Source organism: Sedimentibacter saalensis (assembly GCF_007830175.1).
Lineage (GTDB): Bacteria > Bacillota > Clostridia > Tissierellales > Sedimentibacteraceae > Sedimentibacter > Sedimentibacter saalensis.
On the sequence record NZ_VLKH01000002.1, the window covers coordinates 209226 to 231675 of the forward strand.

Below are 22450 nucleotides of genomic sequence, written 5' to 3' on the forward strand. Positions count from 1 at the left end.
AATCACCTCATATATGAATGCCGACGGATTCTCGTATGTTATCCGCAATGGCATTTGATTCCCTTATAGATCCATGTCTGTCAGGGATTTCTATAATGAGTGGAGTTTTAGATTTAAGTTTCATTTCCATAACCACATCATTAAGCATGTCAACTATTTTTTCAGTAAGGATCAGTATTCCAATTTCCTTATCCTGCATTGCATTTTTTAAAGCTTTGTTGGCTTCATCCCTGTCGCGCACAATTGTTCCGTTGATGCCTGCAAGTCTTAAGCCTACCCAAGTGTCTCTGTTATCACTTATTAAAAATGACTTCATATTAAGTTCTCTTTTCTATTGATTTTATTATACAAACAGAATCAATATAGATATAATCAAACCGTAAATTGCGATACCTTCAGCCATACCAACGAATATCAATGTTTTACCAAGAAGTGATGAATCTTCTGAAATTGCTCCGATTGCTGAAGAACCAACTGATCCAACTGCAAGACCTGTTGCTATTGTTGCAATACCTGTTGAAAGAGCAGCTGACAAATACTTAAGACCTTCACCGATTCCGCCTGCGCCTGCTGCTGCTTCAGTTGTAGCTTCTGCTGTTTCTGCAAATACGTTGCCTCCGAACATTGTTGATACTATAGCTCCGATCATGATCAAAGCAAATGCTGATACTGTAGTGAAAATTGCTTTTTTGATGCTTCCTGTCTTACCGTTTTTCATTGCTCTTTTTCCATATATAATTGTTCCGATTGATACTGCTGCTGCAGCTACTAAAAATAAAATTTGCATAATTTTTACTTCCCTTCTTTTATTATCATTATAAGTTTTTGTTTTATTTTTTATCTTGTTAACTTCAGTGGTTTGAATTCGACGCCTTCACCTTTGAAATACTTGCTGAACATTTCATAATATTGAAGACGAAGACCCTGAATGAATACTATTACACCTTCAAGTGTTAAGATCAATATGTTTCCTATTACCAAAATCAGTATTTTAGCAAATATATTCTCAACCATTTCAGACATTACGAGGAATGCCATGAATAAACCTGCGTGGTTTAAAGCAAATGCCCCAACACGTACGAAAGAAACAGTGTTTGAAAGTGCTGCAAGAATAGTTTCTATTGCTTCAAATATGCTTTCAGTGAAATATGCTCCCGGACTTTCATGGAACAAAGGTTTATGCCCCATAACCAAGTTTGCTAAAGGTTCTTTCATGACAATAGCAACAATGCTTATTAAAAGGACAATCAAAGGTGCACTTACTGGAACATTTATTATTCCTGTCAAAGCTATAATTGTCAGTACAAAGCTCATGAAGAACATGTAACCGAAAATTCCATTTTTGCCGAAAATACCTTCTTCGATATTTTTATTTATCATGGAGTTGACTATGCCGTATATATAAGAAACTGTCAGTGCAAAGAGGCCATATACAATTCCGGCAACAAGTATCATAGGAATGTTATCCGGACTCAACGGTCCTCCTTGTATCAAGCTTGGCAGCCACGGCAATTCGTGCTTTTCAAGTCCGAAGAAACTTCCATAAACAAAACCAAATACAATTGAAGTAGCGCCAAGTCTCATGACTATACCTGCAAAATCACCGATTTTCTTTTTTAATGCCAGGCCAAGAAGAAAATATACAAGTCCTTGTCCTATATCACCAAACATTATACCAAAGGCCAGGCAGAAAGTGACTGCAAGAAACGGAGTTGGATCCAGCTCGTTGTATGCAGGAAGACTGTACATTTTTACTATTGTTTCAAAAGGTTTTGCAAAAATGTTGTTTTTTAACTTTGTAGGCGGAACAACCTGAGTTCCAAGTTCTTCTGCTGTCTTCTGAGTGAGCATGTATTTCTTGGAAACCTTGGAAATATCTTTTTTAACATTTTCAAGTTCGCTTTCCTGAACCCATACGTCAACTGCAAATATGTTGTTTCCTATTTCAGCCTTTTCTGTTACCTCATTGATTCTTTCTTCAAGGTTAAGAATGTTGTAAAGTCTGTTGATTGAGTTTGAGTTTGTCTTCTTTTCAGCTTCAATGGCTGCAGTAAGACTATCTATTTCATTGTTAAGCTTGTTTAAGCGCTCATCAATCTGGCCTATCATTTCCAATGGTGTGCCTGTAATCCCTTCAGGTCTTTCAAGCCTGTTCCAGTTCAATGATTTTAATAGGTTATCTGTTTCTCCCTTGAATTGTTTCGGATACATAATCATGTACATATCCTCATCTGAAGCATTGATAATACCTATTCTCATTACTATGGCACTGAGATTTTCATAATTTTTTTTCAAACGCCACTTATTTTCTTTTGAAAGCATTCCAATCTCATACTCAAAGCAGTTCAAGTCAGATAACTTATTCAGTTCGAGAGTTTTATCACCTATACTGTCAACTCTTAATCTGAAGGCCTGAAGTTCTTTTATGATTTCTCTCTTGTCATTTATTTCTTTAACTTTTACACCAAGTGAAGATTCAATGTTCATCAATTCGTTGTAAACATCTTTAATTTTGTAATTTTCAGATAAAATGTTTTTATCAACGGTTAATTTAACACCCATTCCTTTTGCAAGGTTTTCAACAATACCCATGCCGTCAAGGTGCTTAACTTCATCATCCCAGGAATTTTCCAGCCCCAGGCTTGTGGAGCCTAGAATATCTGATTCATATTGGTGTATTACATAGTAGTTTGCATATGCATTGCTGTTTTCAACGTTTAAGTTTAAATGCACATTTTCGTTTAATATAAGTTCTTTAATGATTGGATTCATATCTTCAGTTGAACCCACAACCTTTAAAAGAACCATTTTTTCTATGGACATCCTTTAAGTTCCTCCCTTCCTTTCATCCTTACATCTTAAAAGCAAGATAACTTTTAAGCTTTTCTTTTGGTACATTGTACTGTATACCTTCAACAATTGTAGTAAAATCATCAACAATGATACCAATCAGATAGATATATGAAACAGCTGCACCGATATTATGAAATTTTTTCTTTTTCAGATATTCATACAAATATGCATTTACCGATAAATCAATTCCTGAAACACCAATATCGTCAAATATGTCCAGTTTCAAATATGATTTTACCAATAAGAAGAATTCATCCAATGACTTGCTGTAGCACAACTTCTTCAATTTCTTGTAGTCTATTGAGGTTCCCCCCACCAGACTGTAGTTTAAAATTTCTTCCGGTGAAATTTTATAATAATTTAATGCCCTGTAAATCCACTGTACATTGAGAAGATCAATTTTAAGCCCTATAATACCAAGAGCTGCATCTGTGTCCTCTTTGTCGAGTTTCTTTGCACCTTCCATTAAATTTTTATATAATTCCACATAAAGTTTCATTTCAATGTGAAATTCACGATTGATGGCATCATCTTTTGTTAAGTTTTTCAGTCCCGAATAATAAGGTGTGCCTTTGAGATTTTCAGTAAATTGAGCTACATTTTTTGAAGACATGAGTTTGTCAAAAGGCAGGGTTTCATGTTTACCGGAATGAATAAAACGTGCTTCAACTCCTTCTAAACTTTCTTCCCTGGCGATTTTTCGTAAAATCAAGCTTAAATCCTGCAGTTCACCTTCCAGCAGCAAAGATTCAATGAAATCCTTGTAGCTACCGGAAAAATAATGAAGCAAATCTTCAGTTTCAAGAGTTTTAAACTTTCCTAACAAGACTTCCATCTTGTCTCTGCTCAGTTCTTCATTCTTAACTTCATTAAGCAGTTTGCTGAATTCCATGTTTTCTAACAAAAGCGATTTTAATTGCTCTACCGACTTGCAATCCAATAATTTTTCCCAATCAAGACCTCTTAGTATACGGCCTTTTTTTGAAATAATTTTGGTTTGAATAGCATAGTATGCCATGTTAGGGTTCATACTATCCCTCCAGTACAAATAACTTGTTAAATATTTCTTCTACCAAAGATTTTTCTGCTTTCTTATAGTTTTTGTCTATATCAGCAGATATTTTAATGATTCTTTCCTTTTCAGCCTTATCTGTTTCAGCTACGTATGCATCAGCTTCATCGGCCAACTGTTGTGCTCTTTTCTTAGCCTCTTCAAGTTTGTCGTTTTTATAACTTGAAAGAGTGCTTTCATACTCCTGCTTTTTTTTGAGCAAAAAATTTTCGTTCTTGGTTTTGTTCTCAAAAGCCAAAGAGTCTATCTCGATAATTTGATTAATTATTTCGTTCAAAAAATCACTCCTTGTTTAATTTTATACAGCATTTGACATTATATCACCCTTTAATATGTTCAGCAAATATAAAACATTCACGATTATGGACATTTAAGGAATATTTTAGTTAATAATATTTTATTGCTTTAAGATGCTAGAAAAAGCTTACGTTTAAATCAAATATCTTCCGTTTTCTTTCATTGTGAAATGTATAACAATAAAATAAAAACTTATAAATTTAAAAGCAATGAATTAAATACCTTTTTATGACAGATAAGAAAAATTTATCAGTAGTAATATTTTACAAACTATATAGAATATTCTTGATAATTGAATAATATTGAATTAGAATATGGATATATTTACACAGGAGGCATATATGATAAACAAAGAAATCTTAAAAGAATATTTTTTAATAGCCCTAGGAACGCTAATTGTGGCATTTGGCGTATATTATTTCATGGTGCCGGAAAATCTGGCAACCGGAGGAGTTTCAGGTTTGTCAATTGTGCTCAGCAACTACATTTCAATTCCTATTTCTTTAATAAATTTTATACTTAACATTATATTATTAATAGTAGGTTTTATTTTTCTCGGAAAGGAATTCGGCGGAAAAACAATTTTTTCAGTTTTTTTCCTTTCATTTTTCATGTACATCATGGAAAGTGTTCATCCTGCAACAAAGCCTGTCACTGACGAAATTTTGTTAAACCTTTTATGCGGCATAGTGATTTCAGCAATGGGACTTTCCATTGTGTTCAATCAAAATGCTTCTACCGGTGGTACGGACATAGTTGCAAAAATATTCAGTAAATTTTTCAACATGAACATGGGAACAGGGCTGATGGCAGCTGATATTGTGGTTGTTATATCTGCATTTTTTACATATGGTATTAAAACAGGAACTGTTGGAGCTTTCGGATGGTTCATAAACGGACTTGTTGTCAATTACTTTATAGACGGATTCTCCATTAAGAACGAAGTAGTAATAATTTCAGAAAAACACGAAGAAATCAAACAGTACATTTTTGATAAGCTTGACAGAGGCGTTACTGTCTACAAAGCAGAAGGAGGCTACACCAGTGACGAAAAGGAAATCATAGTGACCATACTTGACAGAAAAGAATATTTTATTCTTAAAAATCAGCTGAAGCATATAGACCCTGGTGTATTTGTAATAGTAAGGACAGTACAGGAAGTTTACGGTTTTGGATTTTCAAAATTTTAACATTTATTAGTAAATTTAATCTTCATTTAATAATTAAGATCTAAAATAAAACCAAAAGAAGCATAAGGAGGTATTTTAATGAATGCGCAAAAATTTACTCAAAAGTCATTGGAGGCTATCCAGGATGCTCACAAAGAAGCAATAGAAAATTCAAACATGCAGATTGAACAAGAGCATCTTTTATACGCTCTCGCAAGTCAGGAAGACGGCCTTATCGGACAGCTTCTTACTAAAATGAACATAGATAAGGATGTCTTTAAAAAAAGCGTAAATCGAATTATAGAGGCTATGCCGAAAGTTACCGGCCCCGGCCGTGAGAGCGGAAAAGTTTACATTGCTCCCGACGTGGACAAAATATTGGCTGAAGCGGAAAATCAAGCTGAAAGAATGAAGGATGAGTATGTATCTGTAGAACATATTATTATTGCAATGCTTGATTATCCAAAACAAAGTTTAAAAAAAGTTTATGAGGAGTTCAGTCTTACAAAGGACAAATTTCTCTCTTCCCTGTCCTCCGTGAGAGGCAACACCCGTGTAACAAGCGACTCCCCAGAATCAACATATGACGTACTTGCAAAATATGGTTCTGATCTTGTTGAACTGGCAAAAAACAACAAGCTTGATCCTGTGATCGGACGTGATTCAGAAATACGAAATGTTGTCAGGATTTTATCCAGAAAAACAAAAAACAACCCAGTGCTCATTGGTGAGCCAGGTGTAGGAAAAACCGCCATTGCAGAAGGACTTGCTATTCGTATAGTGCGTGGGGATGTTCCAGACAACCTGAAAGAAAGAAAAATTTTCTCCCTGGACATGAGTTCATTAGTAGCCGGAGCAAAATTCAGAGGTGAATTTGAAGAAAGGCTTAAGGCTGTTCTTGAGGAAGTCAAAAAAAGTGAAGGCCGAATTATTTTATTCATTGATGAGCTTCATACAATAGTTGGTGCAGGCAAGACTGAAGGTGCCATGGATGCCGGCAACATGCTGAAGCCTATGCTTGCAAGAGGCGAACTTCACTGCATTGGTGCTACTACGCTTAATGAATACAGGCAGTACATAGAAAAAGATGCTGCTCTTGAAAGAAGGTTCCAGCCTGTCTTGGTTGATGAACCAACAATTGAAGATACAATTTCCATCTTAAGGGGTCTAAAGGAAAGGTACGAAGTTTTTCACGGAGTTAAAATCCAGGATCAATCATTGATTGCTGCTGCAGTTCTTTCTAGCAGGTACATTACAGACCGCTTCCTTCCTGACAAAGCTATAGACCTAATAGATGAAGCATGCGCCATGATCAGGACTGAAATGGATTCAATGCCTTCAGAGCTGGACGAAATATCAAGAAAAATAATGCAGCATGAAATAGAAGAAGCTGCTCTTAAAAAAGAACACAACAAGCTGTCAGACGAACATCTTAAGGAAATTCAAAAGGAATTGGCAGACATGAGATCTCAGTTCAAGGAAATGAAAGCTAAATGGGAAAATGAGAAAAATGCCATTTCGAAAGTTCAAGGTCTCCGTGAAGAAATTGAAAGGGTAAATTCAGAAATTGAAAAAGCCGAAAGAAATTATGACCTTAACAAAGCTGCAGAGTTAAAGTACGGTAAACTCCCCACCCTTCTGAAATCCCTTGAAGAAGAGGAACAAATAGCTGAAAAGTCCAAGAGTGATACAACTCTTTTAAGAGACAAAGTAACAGAAGAAGAAATCGCCCGAATTGTGGGACGATGGACAGGAATACCCGTTTCTAAGCTCATGGAAGGAGAACGGGAAAAATTACTGAGACTTGAAGATATTCTCCATCAGAGGGTTGTTGGGCAAAACGAAGCCGTAGAAAAAGTTACTGAAGCAATACTTCGCTCAAGGGCAGGAATTCAGGACCCTGACAGACCAATAGGATCATTTTTGTTCTTAGGGCCAACAGGTGTAGGCAAGACAGAACTTGCTAAGGCTTTGGCTGAATCTTTGTTTGATGATGAGCACAACATAATAAGAATTGATATGAGTGAGTACATGGAAAAATTTTCAGTTTCAAGGCTAATAGGAGCTCCTCCGGGATACGTGGGATATGAAGAAGGAGGACAGCTTACAGAAGCTGTAAGAAGAAAGCCATATTCTGTAGTGTTGTTTGATGAAGTTGAAAAAGCCCATCCTGAAGTATTCAACATATTGCTGCAGGTTCTGGATGACGGAAGAATTACTGATTCTCAGGGAAGGACTGTGGATTTTAAAAATACAATAATAATACTTACTTCAAACCTTGGCTCCAATTATATATTGGAAGGAATAAGCTCTCAGGGTGAAATAACAGATTCTGCAAAGGATGAAGTAAACAGCCTGTTGAGACGTCAGTTCAGGCCGGAATTTTTGAACAGACTTGATGAAATTGTGTTTTACAAGCCTCTGTCAAAAAATGAAATATTCACAATAATTGATTTGATGTTCAAAGACCTTCAAAGAAGGTTAAAAGACAAGCAGCTCACTGTTTCTCTTACAGACAGGGCAAAAACATATATTGTTGACCAAGGCTATGATCCCGTATATGGAGCTAGACCACTGAAGAGATATATTCAGCGAAATGTTGAAACATTGATTGCAAGGATGATAATACAGCATGACATTCAGCCCGGAACAAAAATGACGGTTGATTACGACGGAAATAAACTTACAATTAAGAATTAAGAGCTAATAATCAAATTAAGAATGAAGAATGAAGGAAAATCAAATTAAGAATTAAGAGTTAAGAATGAAAAATTAAAGGTATGGATTTGCGAAATACGCAAATCCATTTTTTTATATACTAGGAAAGTTCTATTTCCTAGTATATAAAAAACGGGGATTGTAAAGGGCGGGACGCCCTTGCCGTCAAGGGGGGTGCTCAGCAAAAAATACGTTAGTATTTTTTGCGCCGAAGGGGGACATATGTCCCCCTAGCGGAGTTGCGGAGCAACTTTTTTATTTTAAAAAAGATCAGGATTTGTGCTCTGCACAAATCCTTTCCATTAATTCTTAACTCTTAATTCTTCATTCTTAATTGATTTTCAGAATATTTGTTTTGTTACAGGAAAAGATACTTTATAATTGAAAATTTGTAATAAGGAGAATTTTATGAAAAAATATGAATCAATGGATGGAAATAAAGCCGCTGCTTACGCTTCATATGCTTTGACTGAAGTGGCTTCAATCTTTCCTATTACTCCTTCAACGCCAATGGCTGAAGGAGTTGATGAATGGTCATCACATGGAATGAAAAATATTTTTGATCAGGAAGTAAAAGTAATTGAAATGCAGTCTGAAGCCGGTGCTGTTGGAACCATGAGAGGAGCCCTTCAGGCAGGAAGTCTCTCTTCCACCTACACTGCTTCCCAGGGACTTCTTTTGATGATTCCTAACCTTTACAAAATGGCCGGTGAACTTCTTCCGGGAGTTCTTCATGTTTCTGCAAGAGCAGTAGCAACTCATGCTCTTTCTATTTATGGCGACCACCAGGATGTCATGGCATGCCGTCAGACAGGGGCTGCCTTGTTATCTTCAGCAAGCGTCCAGGAGGCCATGGATCTGGGAGTAGTTTCACATTTATCTGCTATAAAGTCAAGACTGCCCTTCATTCATTTTTTTGATGGTTTCAGAACTTCTCATGAAATTCAAAAAGTAGAAAAAATAGATTATGAGGACATTAGTAAGCTGGTTGACTACAAAGCTATTGAAGAATTCAGAAACAGAGCTCTCAATCCCGAACATCCTGTAACAAGAGGAACAGCTCAGAATCCTGATATTTATTTTCAGCAAAGAGAAGGTCAGAATCAGTTTTTTGATAAAACGCCTGAAATTGTTCAGACATACATGGATAAATTAGGTGAATTGACAGGCAGAAAATATAAGCTTTTTGATTATTACGGTGATAAAAATGCCGAATATGTGATTGTTGCTATGGGTTCGGTAACTGATACCATAAAAGAAACTATTGATTACTTAAGGGCCAAAAATGATAAGGTTGGTGTTGTACAGGTTCATCTTTACAGACCTTTTTCTGAAAAACATCTTCTTGAGGCAATACCAACAACAGCTAAAAAAATTGCAGTGCTTGACAGAACAAAGGAACCCGGTTCCACAGGAGAACCATTGTACCTTGATGTAGTCAAATCATTCCAAAATTATGAAAATCCTCCACTAATAGTTGGCGGAAGATATGGATTGTCTTCAAAAGACACAAGGCCGAGCCAAATCATTGCAGTATTTGAAAACTTGAAGAAAAGTGAGCCAAAGGACAACTTTACAATTGGAATCGTTGATGACGTAACATTCACTTCCCTGCCTGAAACTGACATTGTAGACACTTCTCCTGAAGGAACAATTAGCTGCAGAATCTGGGGGCTTGGTTCAGACGGAACAGTAGGTGCAAACAAGACTGCCATAAAAATAATAGGTGACAACACTGATTTGTATGTACAGGGATATTTCTCATACGACAGCAAAAAATCAGGCGGAACAACTACTTCACACTTAAGGTTCGGCAAAAATCCAATCCGCTCCCCTTATCTTGTTTTTGACGCGGATTATATTGCCTGCCACAACAAATCATTTTTATATCACTATGATATACTTAAAGGACTGAAAAAAGGCGGAACATTTGCTCTTAACTGCCCATGGAGCGAAAATGAACTTGACGAAAAGCTTCCTGCATCCATAAAAAGTTTCATAGCAAAAAATAACATCAACTTCTATATAATAGATGCCCTTGCCATAGCTTCAAAAATTGGACTTGGAAACAGAATCAACATGGTTATGCAGTCTGTATTTTTCAAGCTTGCCAATGTAATTCCCGTTGACCAGGCTCTTGAATACTTGAAAAAGAACATTGAAGACATGTACGGCAGAAAAGGTTCTGACATAGTTGAGATGAATCAAAAAGCAGTGGATAAATCCATTGATGCTTTAGTTAAAGTAAATGTGCCTGCTTCATGGGCAGACTCAAAGGAAGAAGATCTCCCTGTTAAAGATGAGCCTGATTTTGTAAAAAATATTCAAAGGCCTATGGCAAGAGACGAAGGTGATGAACTTCCTGTCAGCGCTTTTGCAGGAATGGAAGATGGTACATTCCCATCTGGAACAACTTCTTATGAAAAGCGCGGAATTGCTCCAATGATACCTGAATGGCAGATTGATAAATGCATTCAGTGCGGAAGATGTTCCTATGTGTGCCCTCATGCAACCATAAGACCATTTTTACTAGATGATGAAGAAGAAAAAAGAAAGCCTGATACATTCAAGACAGCCAAAACAATTGGCAAAGGTCTTGAAAATTACCACTGGAGAATTCAAGTTTCTCCAATGGACTGCACAGGATGTGCGAACTGCGCTGACATTTGCCCTGCTAAAGGCAAAGCTTTAATTATGAAGCCCGCTGAACATGAAATGGAAATGGAATCTGAAAACTGGGAATTTGCTACTACAGTTAAATATAAGGAAAATGTAATGGATAAATACACTGTCAAGGGAAGCCAGTTCATGAGACCTTTGATGGAATTTTCAGGGGCTTGTCCGGGATGCGGTGAGACACCATATGTAAAGCTTATCACTCAGCTTTTCGGAGACAGAATGATGATATCCAATGCAACTGGATGTTCTTCCATATGGGGAGCATCTGCACCTGCCACTGCTTATTCCACAAATGAAGAAGGACGTGGACCTGCATGGATAAATCCTCTGTTTGAAGATGCTGCAGAGTTTGGTCTTGGATTGCAGGTTGGTGTTAAGCAGCTTAGAGAAAAATTAGCGGCTCTTGTTGAAAAAGCCATGCAGTCACCAATCGACGAAAATCTTAAAAATGCATTTAAAAATTGGATGGATAACTTTAATGACGGTGAAGGTTCCAAGAAGGCAACACAGATGATTTTTGATGCATTAAATGAGAACAATCACAGCGACAATCCTATTGTTCAGGAAATAATAAACAGAAAAGATCAGTTGATTAAAAAATCAGTTTGGTCCGTTGGAGGCGATGGCTGGGCTTATGACATAGGATACGGCGGATTGGACCATGCACTTGCATCTGGTGAAGACATAAACATGCTTGTAATGGATACTGAAGTTTATTCAAACACAGGAGGACAATGCTCAAAAGCTACTCCGGCAGCAGCAGTTGCAAAATTTGCAGCTTCAGGCAAGAAAATCAGGAAAAAGGATTTAGGTCTCATTGCCATGACATACGGGTATATTTATGTAGCCCAGGTTGCCATGGGAGCCGACATGAATCAAACCATTAAGGCAATAAAGGAAGCTGAAAGCTACAAAGGACCATCTTTAATAATTGCTTACTCCCCTTGCATCAATCATGGAATTAAAACAGGCATGGGAACAAGCATGATGGAAGAGAAAAAAGCTGTTGATTCAGGATACTGGCATATGTACAGATTTAATCCTGAACTTAAGGAACAAGGCAAAAATCCGTTTATCCTTGATTCAAAAGAACCAACATCTGATTACAAGGAATTCATTCATGGCGAAATTCGTTACTCACAGCTTATGAATGTATTCCCGGAAATAGCTGAAAAAATGTTTGATATTTCAAGCGAACATGCAGCTGACAGATATAGAAGATATAAACAGCTCGCAGAACACGAAGTGTTTTAGTAAAAAAAGAAAGCCCGTTTTAAAGGGCTTTCTTTTTCTATTTAAATTACTTTTGATTTGAATCCACATATTCTTTGGCGTTTCTAACCTGAATTTCATCAGGAATATTTACTTTAGACACTGCTTTTAGATTTGATTGGTTTGCCCATGCTGCAGTATCATGGTTTTCAATAGGTTTTGCCATATTTTTTTCTTTAGATTTATTTTTAGCCATACTTGCTCCTTATAAATTTATTTTTATTATTATTTAATAAAACAAAACTATTATTCCATATTAATTGACTATTTATATGTGATTTGTAATTCTTTTGAAAGGATGAATAATTAATTAAATATTACTAAAAATAAATGTAGCAATACATTAAAATAAGGAGAAAAAAATGAGAACAGTAATGGCATTATTATTTAAATTGATAACAACTTTTATTGCATCATGGGTAGCTTTTACTCTTGTAGATTTAAACTCCATAACAATGATTTCCCTTGTAGCAGTCATAGGAACAGTGCTCAATTATCTTCTAGGAGATCTTGTGATATTACCCTCAACAGGAAATATTATAGCATCTGTTGGCGATGGAGTTTTAGGTGCAGCTGTGGCATATGTGGTTGACATATTTTCATATAACTTCAATGCAAGCGCAACAGGGCTGATAATATTTGCAGCCATAATAGCTGTTGCAGAATATTTATTCCACATATACTTAATAAAAGATGAAAAAGTTGCTCCCAACAATTTTCACAGAGAACCACCAATGGAATAATTGTAAATATTTAATTAACATGAGAGATGAAAAAAAGAGCGGAAAGTCCGCTCTTTTCATTGATTATTGTTAATTAGAAAATTCCCATTCCGAAGAAGTCATCAATCTGTCCTATCAATACGAATAAAATTCCTATAGGAACTAAATATTTAAAGCAGATATCCCAGAAAGCGTAAGCTCTCATCTTTATTCCGCTGCTTTCAATTTCTTCTTTGATAACACCAGTCTTGAGAACCCAACCAATCATTATAGACATGAGGATTGCGCCAAGAGGCATGAATACGCCTTCAGAAATCATATCGTAGAAATCAAGCCAGCAGTCAAATGCCATACGGACTTCATCCATACCGAACACAACAGCAGGAATATCAATAGTAGCACCACCAGCAACTCCTGATCCAAGTCCATCAAGACATACAGGAATTCCTATGATGAATATCAAGAATCCAACAATAGTTGAAAGTTTTTTACGATTAGGTTCTTCACCTTTTTGAACTTTTCTGTCAATGAAGTATGCTGTACAAACTTCAAGCAGTGAAATAGATGAAGTTACCGCTGCAATGAATACTAGGAAATAGAACATGAAACCAAACAGATTGCCTATGAAGCCTCCCATACCAACGCTGAACACCTGATGAAGAGTTACAAACAATAGTCCAGGGCCTGCTCCGAAAGAAATGCCTTCAACTCCCTGATACATGAAAGCTCCAACAGCTGGCATTACAGCACAACCTGCCATCAAAGCAAAAATAGTATCTGCAATAGGGATAATCATGGCATTTTTCTCCAGATCTTCATTCTTGCTTAGGTATGATCCATAAGTAATCATACAACCCATACCAAGTGACAGTGAGAAGAACATTTGTCCTGCTGCTGTCTTCAAAACTTTCATAAATCCTAATTCCTGGAAAGCAGAAAAGTTAGGAGCAAACATGAAAGCCAAACCTGTAGAAGCACCTTCAAGTGTGACACTTCTTATAATAACTATTACAAGCATTACCAGCAGTGCCGGCATAGCTACTTTTGTAAACTTTTCAATACCGCTGGAAATTCCGCCCATAACGATGAGTACTGTCAAAGCCATAAATATTCCATGGAATAAAATGTTCTGTCCGCCATTAATAATAAAGCTTCCGAAGAATGCTCCGCTTCCCAATCCTCCAAAGCCGGCATCTTCACTGAATAGCTCCATTAAAAATCCAAGTGCATATCTAAGTGTGTATCCACCAAGAACGCTATAAAAAGATAGAATGAAGAAACCAGAAAGGAATCCCAACCAACCTACCCAAGCAAATTTTTGGCTTAAAACTTTATAAGTACCTATAACTCCAAGACCTGTTTTTCTTCCTAACGCCAACTCGCCCAACATGGTAGCAAAACCTACAAATATAACCAATACTAAGTAAACTATAAGGAAAGCAAAACCTCCGCTAGCTCCCATTTTGTAAGGGAATCCCCAAATGTTTCCAAGTCCGACTGCGGAACCTACAGCAGCCATCAAGAAACCTATGTTACTAGCCCATTGACCTCTGTTATTTTCTTTATTCATTATTACTCATCCCTTCCTTTTTAAAATATTATAAATGATTTCTTCCCATTACGCTGTTGCTCTAATGCTTTGAAAATAAATTAAAAAATTGAAGCTGATGTTCACCTCCAGCAGAAAATTTTTAGTATTTTTAAAATTTACCATACATATAACAAATAATGTACGGAAAACGTAATCATGCTAACATTATAGTATAAAAAATGCAGTTTGTCTAGTAGAATTTAAACTCAAAGCATTGGTGTTTTATATATTTATTTCGATAAAAATAAAATTATGATAAAACATAAAATAAAATTCGGCTTTAACTGACATACAAAAAAACCTGCAGAACTTTGCAGGTTTTTAGTTTGTTTTTCATATATTTCCTATGGACAACATGAGATTAAGTGCTATGCCAACGACAGCAGCTGTTGCAATGGCTGGAATCTGAATTCCAAACATTGGAATCATACCGCCTTCAAAACCGAAGCTTCCGCCAAGACCAACAATCAGTATAACCGCTATTACAGCTAGATTTTTTGAATTAAACATATCAACTTTTCTGTCCATCATTATTGCAATACCCTGTGCAGCTATTACTCCGAAGAGATAAATTGACAATCCTCCGATTACAGCTGTAGGTATTGAATAGATTATGTTAATAAGCGGCGTGATACATGAAATTATCATTGTAAAAACAGCTGCAAGCATAAGAACATATACAGAAAAATTTTTTGAAATTGCCATGGCGCTTATGTTTTCGCCGTAATTTGTTCCGGCAGGTCCTCCGACCAATCCTGATATAATGTCTCCTAAACCGTCACCCATAAGGTTTAATCCCAGCTTGTTATCTATATCATATTTTTTTGTTATTCCCTTTTTCCTTGCAAGATCATTAACATAAATATCAAGCTGGTACACGTGTGCTGTTGATTCAGGAATGGTTGCAATTGCTATAGGCATTATGGCAACAACTGCTGTTATTGAAGGTTTAGGGAACGTGAAAATCGGGAGATTTAATATTCCTGATGACTGAACTGTGTCAAATATTATGAAATGAATCCCTGTTGACAGTCCTATTATGGCTGCAGCAGCATATCCGGTTAAAAGACCGAACAATATGGGAAGCTGGCTTAAACTTCCTTTTAAGTACACTGAATAAAGAATTGTTGATATTAAAGTCACAATGGCAATCGCCCATGCCAAGCTTCCCGCCAGAACTGCCTGGCTTTTTGCAACAGATGCAGGATAAGATGCTGCATTTGTCATTGCATTGGCAGCCAATGATAGTCCTATTATAATTGCAATACTTCCTGTTACTGATGGTGGAAGAACTCTGTCAATTTTGTCTTTTCCTGAACGCTGGATTATAAATCCTGCTATTATGGAAACAAAACCTGACATTATAATACCGAATTGTGCAATTGAGATTTTATCATTTAAAGAATATGCGGCAAATGCTTCAGCGCTCATAATTGAAGCTATTGCAGAAATATAAGAAAAGCTTGAGCCGTAATAAAGAGGAATTTGTCTTCCTGTTACAAGTATAAATCCTAATGTTGCAAGACCGCTGGCAAAAATTGTTGTTGAAACATGGAAGCCTGTAATGAGTGCAACCAGTACTGTTGCCGGAAACATAACCACAATTTGCTGTAATGCGAAAAATATAAGTCCTATAATTGGGGGACGCTCGTCTGGCAAATATCCATAAACTTTATTTTTAGTTGACATATTACCTCCATAAATTTATTAATGCGGTTTTAGGCATAAAAAATCCTGACCTTTCACGTCAGGATTATTATATACACTTATATAAAGCCTATTCATCTTCATGGTATCACGGTACCGAGTTAAAGATTAATTTTTTAAATATAAGCATTCTCATTTCATGATAAATTATAACATTTTCAAGACATTCCGTTAAGCTCCATCTTTAAGTTTTTCCAATGAGGCAGGAATTCGTCCATGTAATTGTAAAATATTTTGTTGTGGTAACGCTCAAGCAAATGTGTCAGTTCATGAACAATAATATATTCAAGACAGTCTTTGCTTTTCTTGGCCAACTCAAGATTTATCCAGATTTTTCTGTTTCTTGTATTGCATGTTCCCCACCTTGTTTTCATGATTTTTACTGCCCAGCTTTCTATGTTGACTCCTATTATATTTTCCCATTTTTCAATGTATTCAGGCACAACACTTTTCAGTTTTTCCCTGTAGAACTCCTGAATTATTTTTTCTTTTTTTTCAAGCGATGAATCTTTTCTAACATATAAAACTATATGCTCACCATTGAGTTCTGCAAATTGTCTCCCATTGTTTTCAACTACTTTGAGCTCATATTTTTTGCCAAAAAGACAGTGAAGTTCGCCTGATTTATATTCAATGTTGCATTTTTCCTGAACCTTGAATTTTTCCCTTTGCTTTTTTATCCAATCAAGCTTTGATATAGCAAAGCATTTAACTGCCTCATCGTTCATTTTGTTTGGAACTGAAAGCCTTACATCTCCATAGGGAGGATTGACTGAAAGATTTAAATTTTTTATATTTTTTTTGACAATTTCTATTTCAATGTTTTCTAAAGTTATTTTATTCATAAATATCCCCTCTTATATTTACATATATTATAAGCTTAAATTCTTTTCACATCAATGAATTATTTAAAGCGAATATTCATTGCTTAAATATCAATACTATAACTGACTACAATTATGAAAGGAACATATCATGAAAAACAATAAAAACAGAATGCGAGACAGAGATAAAAGTAATTCAGAACTGCGAAAAATGGAGCCGAAGGACAATGCTGACGTAGGCATAATTAACGGACAAATTATTGGTGTACATGAGGGCGGAAATGAAAAAAGAAGACCTGAAATAAAAAACATAAAAGACTGAAAGCTATCAATTCAAAATAAAAAGGAACACATTGTGTTCCTTTTTACGAGGGGATAAAGAATATATAGTATTAGAAATCAGGTATAACTTAAATATCTGATTTGCTATGAATTACAAGCACAGGGCAAGGAGAATCTGAAATTACCCTTTGTGTAACTGAACCAACAAAAAACCTTTTTATTTTTGAAAACCCCCTGTTTCCCATTACAATCAAATCGAAGTTTTCATTTTTTGCTGCTTCAAGTATTACTTCATATGGTTCGCCAATCAATACTTCTTCTTCTGTATGGATATTTGAAAAATCCAGCTTTTCAACAATTGCATTCAATATCTTGCAAGAATTTTCCTTCATTTTGTCTTCTATTTTTTTTTGTTCGGGATCTAATTCTGATATTGCCGAACCATCTACCTGGCTCCATTGCTTTTTATATCTCAAGTAGTTTTGCAAACTGTCAATGTGAACAACAGATAGAAGCTTTATTGTCCCATTGAATTTTTTTGCCACTTCAATAGATTTTTTAACTGCGTTTATGGATGCTGTAGAACCGTCAACTGGAACTAGTATTTTCATTAGCAACACTCCTTCATTTCTTATGTTGACTAATATATACCCGGGATTAAAATTTTAAAACTTAAATGTACCTTATTTTCCTGTAATTATACCAATCAGTCTTTATATTGATCAAACATCATGTCTGTTTCGCCTTTCATGGCATTTGTATTTACACTGTCACATGTCTGACACACCCAGTCTTCTCCATCATAAATAAAATAAGTGAACTTTCCGCATACTGTGCAGTAAGCTTCCATATTGCTGTCCATTTCAATTCCTCCTTCCGAGATATTTAATGAATATATTTGAAATAATGTACTATTTTATTTTTACCCATCATTGGAAATTTAAACCTTGAAATAATAAAATTTTCTCATTACCAATTTTATTACATATAAAAAAGTTGCTCCGCAACTCCGCTATGGGGACCTATGTCCCCCTTCGGCGCAAAAAATACTAACGTATTTTTTGCTGAGCACCCCCCTTGACGGCAAGGGCGTCCCGCCCTTTGCAATCCCCGTTTTTTATATACTAGGAAAGAGAACTTTCCTAGTATATAAAAAATTGCCTGCATAATGTGCAGGCAATTTACTATTCAATTGTTGTATCTATAATTACCGCATTTTGAACAGCGTCCCACATAACTTCAAAATCCAATGTTCCCGCAATGTCGCGAAGTTTAAAGTAGTTGTTACCGTCAATATTGTAAGCAGTAAGAGTGATTTTTTCCCCGTTCAAATAAACTTCAGAGCTTGATTTTACAGCGCTCTTATTTCTTTTTTCATTAGATGAAGCAAGCTCCATACCAACTGCACTGTATTTTTTATTTTTCACTATATTTATTGCATTTTTGCTGTTGTCCCACTCAACATTAAAGCTTTTCTCGCTTCCATCAAGAATCTTTGCAATGTCCCTAAGCTTGAAATAATTGTTGTTATCAATGTTATAAGCTTCAATACTTACATCATTTCCATCAAGTAATACCTTTGAAGATGTTGGCACTGCAGTGATACCTGTAATTTTTTCCTCAACAAACGCAAGTCCGTTGTTTATTTTTCTTCCGGAAGTTGAAACATTTGATGCAGGATAGTAAAGAGCTACTGAACCACCTCCATCAAGGCACATGGCATTTACAAATCCCATTTGCTTCAAAGTTTCTGCTGCACTCTTCACTGTAGCCGATCCCATGTTTCCAATTGTTATTGTACCGTCGGACTTTGTTCCTATAAATGACCTGGCTGCACTGTTTGTGTTGATTTTCGCTTCAAAAAATCCTTCTGCAGGGCCATCGGCAGTAATGTTTCCGTTGATAATCAAGCTTGGACCTGCACCAAGTGCACTTACAACATCATTCCAGTCTTCAGCATTTGTAAATGTTGTTTTTATGATCGCCTTGTAATAAACTTCATCCCCTGTCTTAAAACGCTCATCAAGCAAATAAACAACTGATTGATTATATACTACAGCAAATCCGCCACTTGGAACTATAAAATCTGTAGAGGAGATTTCAGTAACATTTCCGTTTTTTACTATGGCTGCCTTGGCTCCTGGTTGAAGCTTGACTGTGGAACCATATTCAGGAGTAAAAATTGTTATTGCATCTGCTTCAGTGCTTGGATGATTTATTCTCCACGGTATTGACCTGAATTTGCCGTTTATGTATACTTCAAAATCAAAAGAAAGCCTGTCTATGATTAATTTGCCTCCTGAAGTAATTCCAGCAACAGATCCGCCATTGCTAATGTGAATTATTTTTCCATTTTTGATTATTGTTCCCCATGGAACAGGAGTACCATTGTAAGCTTCAAAATAAGTTCCGTTTATTGCAGCAAAAGCTCCTGAGCTTTTTGCCATGTTTTCAAGAGAATCAGAACTATTCATCTGGTTGCCTGCATTTAACACTACCGTCTTTATGTTTGAATTCATTTGTATGTTAATATAATTAATGTTTATTCCATTTATGTTAGTGTTTTGGTACGAGCTTGTTGCAGCATAAGTTGGATTGTTGCATAATAGTACAGAAGCTAATGTTAAACATAATACACATTTTAAAAATTTCATATTCATCTCCTTATTCTTTATTTCTCCAATTTTTATAGTTACCTGACTTAATTCTCCCGTCAGCAGGCTTTTCAGCATTTTTTGGTATTGCCCAGTCTCTTCCGAATTTTACTGCTCCGTCAATTCTTTTATTTGCACATAATAATTGAACTCTTCTTGGAGAAACTCCCCACAAAAATGCCGCATCCTTTATTGTTATGAAGTCCATTTTTCACCTCAAAAAAAATAGCATTGCCATTCAATAGCAATGCAAACTGCAGCTGGCTGCCATTTTAAAGGCCCTTTAGCTTTGCGTCACAGACTTTCGCCTGTTTTGCCAATATGAATTTGTCATAATTATAGTCTTCTTGGCGAACGTTGTCAATACAATTTGTAAATTAAGGTAAATTTTCTAAAATTATAATGATTACAATTGTCACTATTAGTCAAATTATCAAACAACTGCTCATTATATTTATGTCTTTAATTGCAATAATAACTATGAAACTTTTAATAGTTTCATGTAGTAATTATTTGTTTTGCCAGCTTAATATTAAGTGAGGAGAATATGTATGAAAAAAGTATCGGCATTTGCTTTAACTTTAGTTCTTGCATTGACACCAGTGCAGGCACTTGCATTTTCAAACTTTAACTGGAACGATTTTAACCCGAATAATTTCAACCTAGACAATTTCTACAATTTCAACACCACTGAACCGTCAGCTAATCCATCAGCAGATCCTTCAGTTGTTCCTTCAAGTTCTTCTTCTTATGAAAAAAGAGTAGCAGAGCTTGTTAATGTTGAAAGACAAAAAAACGGTTTGTCTGCACTCAGTTTCAATACAAAAATATCCGACGTGGCAAGATTAAAATCGAAGGATATGGCAGACAACAATTATTTTGCACACCAGTCTCCCACTTACGGGATGGCCGGAGATATGTTGTTAAAATATGGCGTAACTTATTCTGCATGGGGTGAAAATATAGCCTCAGGACAAGACACTCCTGAAGAAGTTGTTTCTCAGTGGATGGGTTCACCTTCACACAGAGCAAATATACTTTCACCTGAATTTATTTATATAGGTGTGGGATACTGGACAGACGCAAGCGGAAAAACGTTTTGGACTCAAATGTTTACCGGAGATGACAAATAATTGCTAACAGATATAAAAAAAACTGCGCCAACAGCGCAGTTTTTTTTATTATATTATAAAGGCATTATTTGCTTTTTAAATTCGTTGTTTACAACCTGAGCCAATGAAGTATATATTGCTGATGATCCGCAGAAAATTCCAACCCATCCTGCAGCAATTTTAATGCTGTGGATTCCTGTAAAATCTCCTATTGATAACATTAAAAACAGTATTGCAAGTGATAAGAATACAATTTGTGTGGCACGGTTGTGTTTCAAAGTTCCAATAAACATAAATGCTGTAAATATACCCCAAAGCAGCAAGTAAAATCCCATACTTTTTTCATCGGCTGCTTTTATTCCTTCAAAAGGGTTGATCCAAATAAATATAAGCGACCACCAGAAAAATCCGTAAGCTGTAAATGCTGTGGCTCCAAAGGTATTGTTCTTCAAAAACTCCATTATTCCTGCAATGATTTGAGCTGCTCCGCCCAATGCAAATCCCATTGCTACTATTACTACTGAAAGCGGAATAATATCTGCATTGTGAAGATTGAGAAGCACAGTTGTCAATCCAAATCCTAAAAGGCCTAATGGAGACGGGTTGGCAATTGCCATTTGATTCTCTTTGTTCATGTTTCCTCCAATAAATTTTCATTAATTATTTTAAAATCGTTAGTATGTTAACATACCGGATAAATTAATGCAAGAAATAAATATTCACTTATATAACATTTTTTGCAACTAGTTGGAGAAAAACAATTATTGGTAAATTTTGTCCTAGGGATTCATATTAATTTCAAAATTAAAGTTTTATTTCAACAAAGTTCATTGCAGTTATGCTGTCTTCTTTTACATCACAATCAAGAGCAATTATGTTAACACCTTTTTGTCTTGCTTTAATGAGAGCTTCAGCAAATTCCTTGTGTGTTTTAACATTTGAGGTAAAATATTTTACATCGTTCATTTGCACAATGAAAAAAACATAAGCTTCATATCCTTCATCTATGCATAGTGACAACTCGTTCAAGTGCTTAAGCCCCCTTTCAGTGGGAGCATCCGGAAACATTACTATTCCATCTTCCTCCAGTGTTACTCCCTTCACTTCAACGAATATTTTTTTATCATCAGCTTCCAGATAAAAATCAAATCTGGAATTTTTGTATTTCTGTTCAGTTTTTATTAGTTTTATATTTTCAAAAATGCTGCTATTTTTTACCCATTCCCCAAACACCTTGTTCGGAACCTGACTGTCCATGTTAATGAGGCGTTTTCCCTTGTAAACAGATATAAGATCATATTTTGTTTTTCGTATTTTGCTGTCAAATTCCTGCACAAAAATATGGGCATTATGTGTTAAAAGTTCCTTGCATCGGCCTGTATTTTTAACATGACAAATTTCAGTCTTACCGTCTATTTCAATATTAGCTATAAACCTGTTTGGCCTGCTTATAAATTTAGCCCTTCTTATATTTTCATATTTCATTTATGATGTCCCT

At 35.7% G+C, this 22450-nt stretch carries 21 protein-coding genes and 1 riboswitch; of the genes, 6 read left to right on the top strand and 15 right to left on the bottom strand.

Annotation, left to right across the window (positions count from 1 at the left end; translation table 11 throughout):
• Positions 1-7 precede the first annotated feature (7 nt).
• Genes LY60_RS03940 through LY60_RS03960 form a run of 5 tightly spaced genes read right to left on the bottom strand, consistent with a single transcriptional unit; the run spans position 8 to position 4202 of the window.
• Complete coding sequence (locus LY60_RS03940; protein WP_145080293.1) at positions 8-316, bottom strand: V-type ATP synthase subunit F; 309 nt, start codon at positions 314-316, stop codon at positions 8-10.
• Between the two features lie 27 nt (positions 317-343).
• Positions 344-787, bottom strand: a complete 444-nt coding sequence (locus LY60_RS03945; RefSeq protein ID WP_145080296.1) for an ATP synthase subunit C — start codon at positions 785-787, stop codon at positions 344-346.
• A gap of 50 nt (positions 788-837) precedes the next feature.
• Entirely contained in the window at positions 838-2823 is a 1986-nt protein-coding gene (locus LY60_RS03950) for a V-type ATP synthase subunit I (RefSeq protein ID WP_145080299.1), read from the bottom strand.
• A 28-nt stretch (positions 2824-2851) separates the two neighbouring features.
• A complete protein-coding gene (locus LY60_RS03955; protein ID WP_145080302.1) occupies positions 2852-3883 on the bottom strand; it encodes a V-type ATPase subunit in 1032 nt (343 codons plus the stop codon).
• Between the two features lies 1 nt (position 3884).
• Entirely contained in the window at positions 3885-4202 is a 318-nt protein-coding gene (locus tag LY60_RS03960; RefSeq protein ID WP_145080304.1) for a hypothetical protein, read from the bottom strand.
• Positions 4203-4563: 361 nt separating this feature from the next.
• Here LY60_RS03960 and LY60_RS03965 point away from each other — a divergent pair, with 361 nt between their 5' ends.
• The 3 genes from LY60_RS03965 (at position 4564) to nifJ (ending at position 12042) form a co-directional block, all read left to right on the top strand.
• Positions 4564-5412: a YitT family protein gene (locus tag LY60_RS03965; protein ID WP_145080307.1), complete on the top strand. Its 849-nt coding sequence runs from the start codon at positions 4564-4566 to the stop codon at positions 5410-5412.
• Positions 5413-5490: 78 nt separating this feature from the next.
• The gene (gene clpB, locus LY60_RS03970; protein ID WP_145080310.1) at positions 5491-8091 is read left to right on the top strand and encodes an ATP-dependent chaperone ClpB; all 2601 of its coding nucleotides are present in this window, start codon (positions 5491-5493) and stop codon (positions 8089-8091) included.
• Positions 8092-8517: 426 nt separating this feature from the next.
• Positions 8518-12042 carry a pyruvate:ferredoxin (flavodoxin) oxidoreductase gene (nifJ, locus tag LY60_RS03975; protein ID WP_145080313.1) on the top strand — a complete coding sequence of 1175 codons (3525 nt, stop codon included), beginning with the start codon at positions 8518-8520 and terminating at the stop codon, positions 12040-12042.
• A 46-nt stretch (positions 12043-12088) separates the two neighbouring features.
• On the opposite strand, the gene LY60_RS03980 is transcribed toward nifJ, so the two are convergent.
• On the bottom strand, positions 12089-12256 hold the full coding sequence (locus tag LY60_RS03980; RefSeq protein ID WP_145080315.1) for a CDIF630_02480 family spore surface protein: 168 nt from the start codon (positions 12254-12256) through the stop codon (positions 12089-12091).
• A 166-nt stretch (positions 12257-12422) separates the two neighbouring features.
• Here LY60_RS03980 and LY60_RS03985 point away from each other — a divergent pair, with 166 nt between their 5' ends.
• The gene (locus tag LY60_RS03985) at positions 12423-12803 is read left to right on the top strand and encodes a DUF2512 family protein (RefSeq protein WP_145080318.1); all 381 of its coding nucleotides are present in this window, start codon (positions 12423-12425) and stop codon (positions 12801-12803) included.
• A 73-nt stretch (positions 12804-12876) separates the two neighbouring features.
• On the opposite strand, the gene LY60_RS03990 is transcribed toward LY60_RS03985, so the two are convergent.
• From LY60_RS03990 to LY60_RS04000, 3 genes are all read right to left on the bottom strand, one after another.
• Positions 12877-14352 (bottom strand): sodium-dependent transporter, encoded by a 1476-nt coding sequence (locus LY60_RS03990; RefSeq protein ID WP_145080320.1) that lies wholly within the window; start codon positions 14350-14352, stop codon positions 12877-12879.
• Positions 14353-14706: 354 nt separating this feature from the next.
• Positions 14707-16062, bottom strand: coding sequence for a uracil-xanthine permease family protein (locus tag LY60_RS03995; RefSeq protein WP_145080323.1), 1356 nt, complete (start codon positions 16060-16062; stop codon positions 14707-14709).
• A gap of 176 nt (positions 16063-16238) precedes the next feature.
• Positions 16239-16925 (bottom strand): M48 family metallopeptidase, encoded by a 687-nt coding sequence (locus LY60_RS04000; RefSeq protein ID WP_145080325.1) that lies wholly within the window; start codon positions 16923-16925, stop codon positions 16239-16241.
• Between the two features lie 130 nt (positions 16926-17055).
• Between LY60_RS04000 and LY60_RS17955 the strand changes: the two genes are divergently transcribed.
• Positions 17056-17226: a hypothetical protein gene (locus LY60_RS17955; RefSeq protein ID WP_019227161.1), complete on the top strand. Its 171-nt coding sequence runs from the start codon at positions 17056-17058 to the stop codon at positions 17224-17226.
• An 88-nt stretch (positions 17227-17314) separates the two neighbouring features.
• On the opposite strand, the gene LY60_RS04005 is transcribed toward LY60_RS17955, so the two are convergent.
• From LY60_RS04005 to LY60_RS04015, 4 genes are all read right to left on the bottom strand, one after another.
• Positions 17315-17797 (bottom strand): universal stress protein, encoded by a 483-nt coding sequence (locus LY60_RS04005; RefSeq protein WP_145080329.1) that lies wholly within the window; start codon positions 17795-17797, stop codon positions 17315-17317.
• Positions 17798-17892: 95 nt separating this feature from the next.
• Positions 17893-18048 (bottom strand): hypothetical protein, encoded by a 156-nt coding sequence (locus LY60_RS17960; protein WP_019227163.1) that lies wholly within the window; start codon positions 18046-18048, stop codon positions 17893-17895.
• A gap of 322 nt (positions 18049-18370) precedes the next feature.
• Positions 18371-19840, bottom strand: coding sequence for a phosphodiester glycosidase family protein (locus LY60_RS04010; protein ID WP_145080332.1), 1470 nt, complete (start codon positions 19838-19840; stop codon positions 18371-18373).
• A gap of 10 nt (positions 19841-19850) precedes the next feature.
• Positions 19851-20048, bottom strand: a complete 198-nt coding sequence (locus tag LY60_RS04015; RefSeq protein WP_145080334.1) for a MerR family transcriptional regulator — start codon at positions 20046-20048, stop codon at positions 19851-19853.
• Positions 20049-20092: 44 nt separating this feature from the next.
• A riboswitch (cyclic di-GMP riboswitch) is annotated at positions 20093-20168 on the bottom strand.
• 223 nt (positions 20169-20391) lie between these two features.
• Between LY60_RS04015 and LY60_RS04020 the strand changes: the two genes are divergently transcribed.
• Positions 20392-20973, top strand: coding sequence for a CAP domain-containing protein (locus LY60_RS04020; protein WP_145080337.1), 582 nt, complete (start codon positions 20392-20394; stop codon positions 20971-20973).
• Positions 20974-21026: 53 nt separating this feature from the next.
• Here the strand turns inward: LY60_RS04020 and LY60_RS04025 are convergent, their stop codons facing one another.
• Both LY60_RS04025 and sfsA read right to left on the bottom strand, forming a co-directional pair.
• Complete coding sequence (locus tag LY60_RS04025) at positions 21027-21587, bottom strand: acetate uptake transporter (protein WP_019227167.1); 561 nt, start codon at positions 21585-21587, stop codon at positions 21027-21029.
• 169 nt (positions 21588-21756) lie between these two features.
• Entirely contained in the window at positions 21757-22437 is a 681-nt protein-coding gene (gene sfsA, locus LY60_RS04030; protein ID WP_145080340.1) for a DNA/RNA nuclease SfsA, read from the bottom strand.
• Between the last annotated feature and the right edge of the window lie 13 nt (positions 22438-22450).

Bases quoted from the DNA above. Each gene is read 5' to 3' on its own strand.
- LY60_RS03940 (WP_145080293.1), bottom strand. From the start codon at position 316: ATGAAGTCATTTTTAATAAGTGATAACAGAGACACTTGGGTAGGCTTA.
- LY60_RS03945 (WP_145080296.1), bottom strand. From the start codon at position 787: ATGCAAATTTTATTTTTAGTAGCTGCAGCAGCAGTATCAATCGGAACA.
- LY60_RS03950 (WP_145080299.1), bottom strand. From the start codon at position 2,823: ATGTCCATAGAAAAAATGGTTCTTTTAAAGGTTGTGGGTTCAACTGAA.
- LY60_RS03955 (WP_145080302.1), bottom strand. From the start codon at position 3,883: ATGAACCCTAACATGGCATACTATGCTATTCAAACCAAAATTATTTCA.
- LY60_RS03965 (WP_145080307.1), top strand. From the start codon at position 4,564: ATGATAAACAAAGAAATCTTAAAAGAATATTTTTTAATAGCCCTAGGA.
- clpB (WP_145080310.1), top strand. From the start codon at position 5,491: ATGAATGCGCAAAAATTTACTCAAAAGTCATTGGAGGCTATCCAGGAT.
- nifJ (WP_145080313.1), top strand. From the start codon at position 8,518: ATGAAAAAATATGAATCAATGGATGGAAATAAAGCCGCTGCTTACGCT.
- LY60_RS03980 (WP_145080315.1), bottom strand. From the start codon at position 12,256: ATGGCTAAAAATAAATCTAAAGAAAAAAATATGGCAAAACCTATTGAA.
- LY60_RS03985 (WP_145080318.1), top strand. From the start codon at position 12,423: ATGAGAACAGTAATGGCATTATTATTTAAATTGATAACAACTTTTATT.
- LY60_RS03990 (WP_145080320.1), bottom strand. From the start codon at position 14,352: ATGAATAAAGAAAATAACAGAGGTCAATGGGCTAGTAACATAGGTTTC.
- LY60_RS03995 (WP_145080323.1), bottom strand. From the start codon at position 16,062: ATGTCAACTAAAAATAAAGTTTATGGATATTTGCCAGACGAGCGTCCC.
- LY60_RS04000 (WP_145080325.1), bottom strand. From the start codon at position 16,925: ATGAATAAAATAACTTTAGAAAACATTGAAATAGAAATTGTCAAAAAA.
- LY60_RS17955 (WP_019227161.1), top strand. From the start codon at position 17,056: ATGAAAAACAATAAAAACAGAATGCGAGACAGAGATAAAAGTAATTCA.
- LY60_RS04005 (WP_145080329.1), bottom strand. From the start codon at position 17,797: ATGAAAATACTAGTTCCAGTTGACGGTTCTACAGCATCCATAAACGCA.
- LY60_RS17960 (WP_019227163.1), bottom strand. From the start codon at position 18,048: ATGGACAGCAATATGGAAGCTTACTGCACAGTATGCGGAAAGTTCACT.
- LY60_RS04010 (WP_145080332.1), bottom strand. From the start codon at position 19,840: ATGAAATTTTTAAAATGTGTATTATGTTTAACATTAGCTTCTGTACTA.
- LY60_RS04015 (WP_145080334.1), bottom strand. From the start codon at position 20,048: ATGGACTTCATAACAATAAAGGATGCGGCATTTTTGTGGGGAGTTTCT.
- LY60_RS04020 (WP_145080337.1), top strand. From the start codon at position 20,392: ATGAAAAAAGTATCGGCATTTGCTTTAACTTTAGTTCTTGCATTGACA.
- LY60_RS04025 (WP_019227167.1), bottom strand. From the start codon at position 21,587: ATGAACAAAGAGAATCAAATGGCAATTGCCAACCCGTCTCCATTAGGC.
- sfsA (WP_145080340.1), bottom strand. From the start codon at position 22,437: ATGAAATATGAAAATATAAGAAGGGCTAAATTTATAAGCAGGCCAAAC.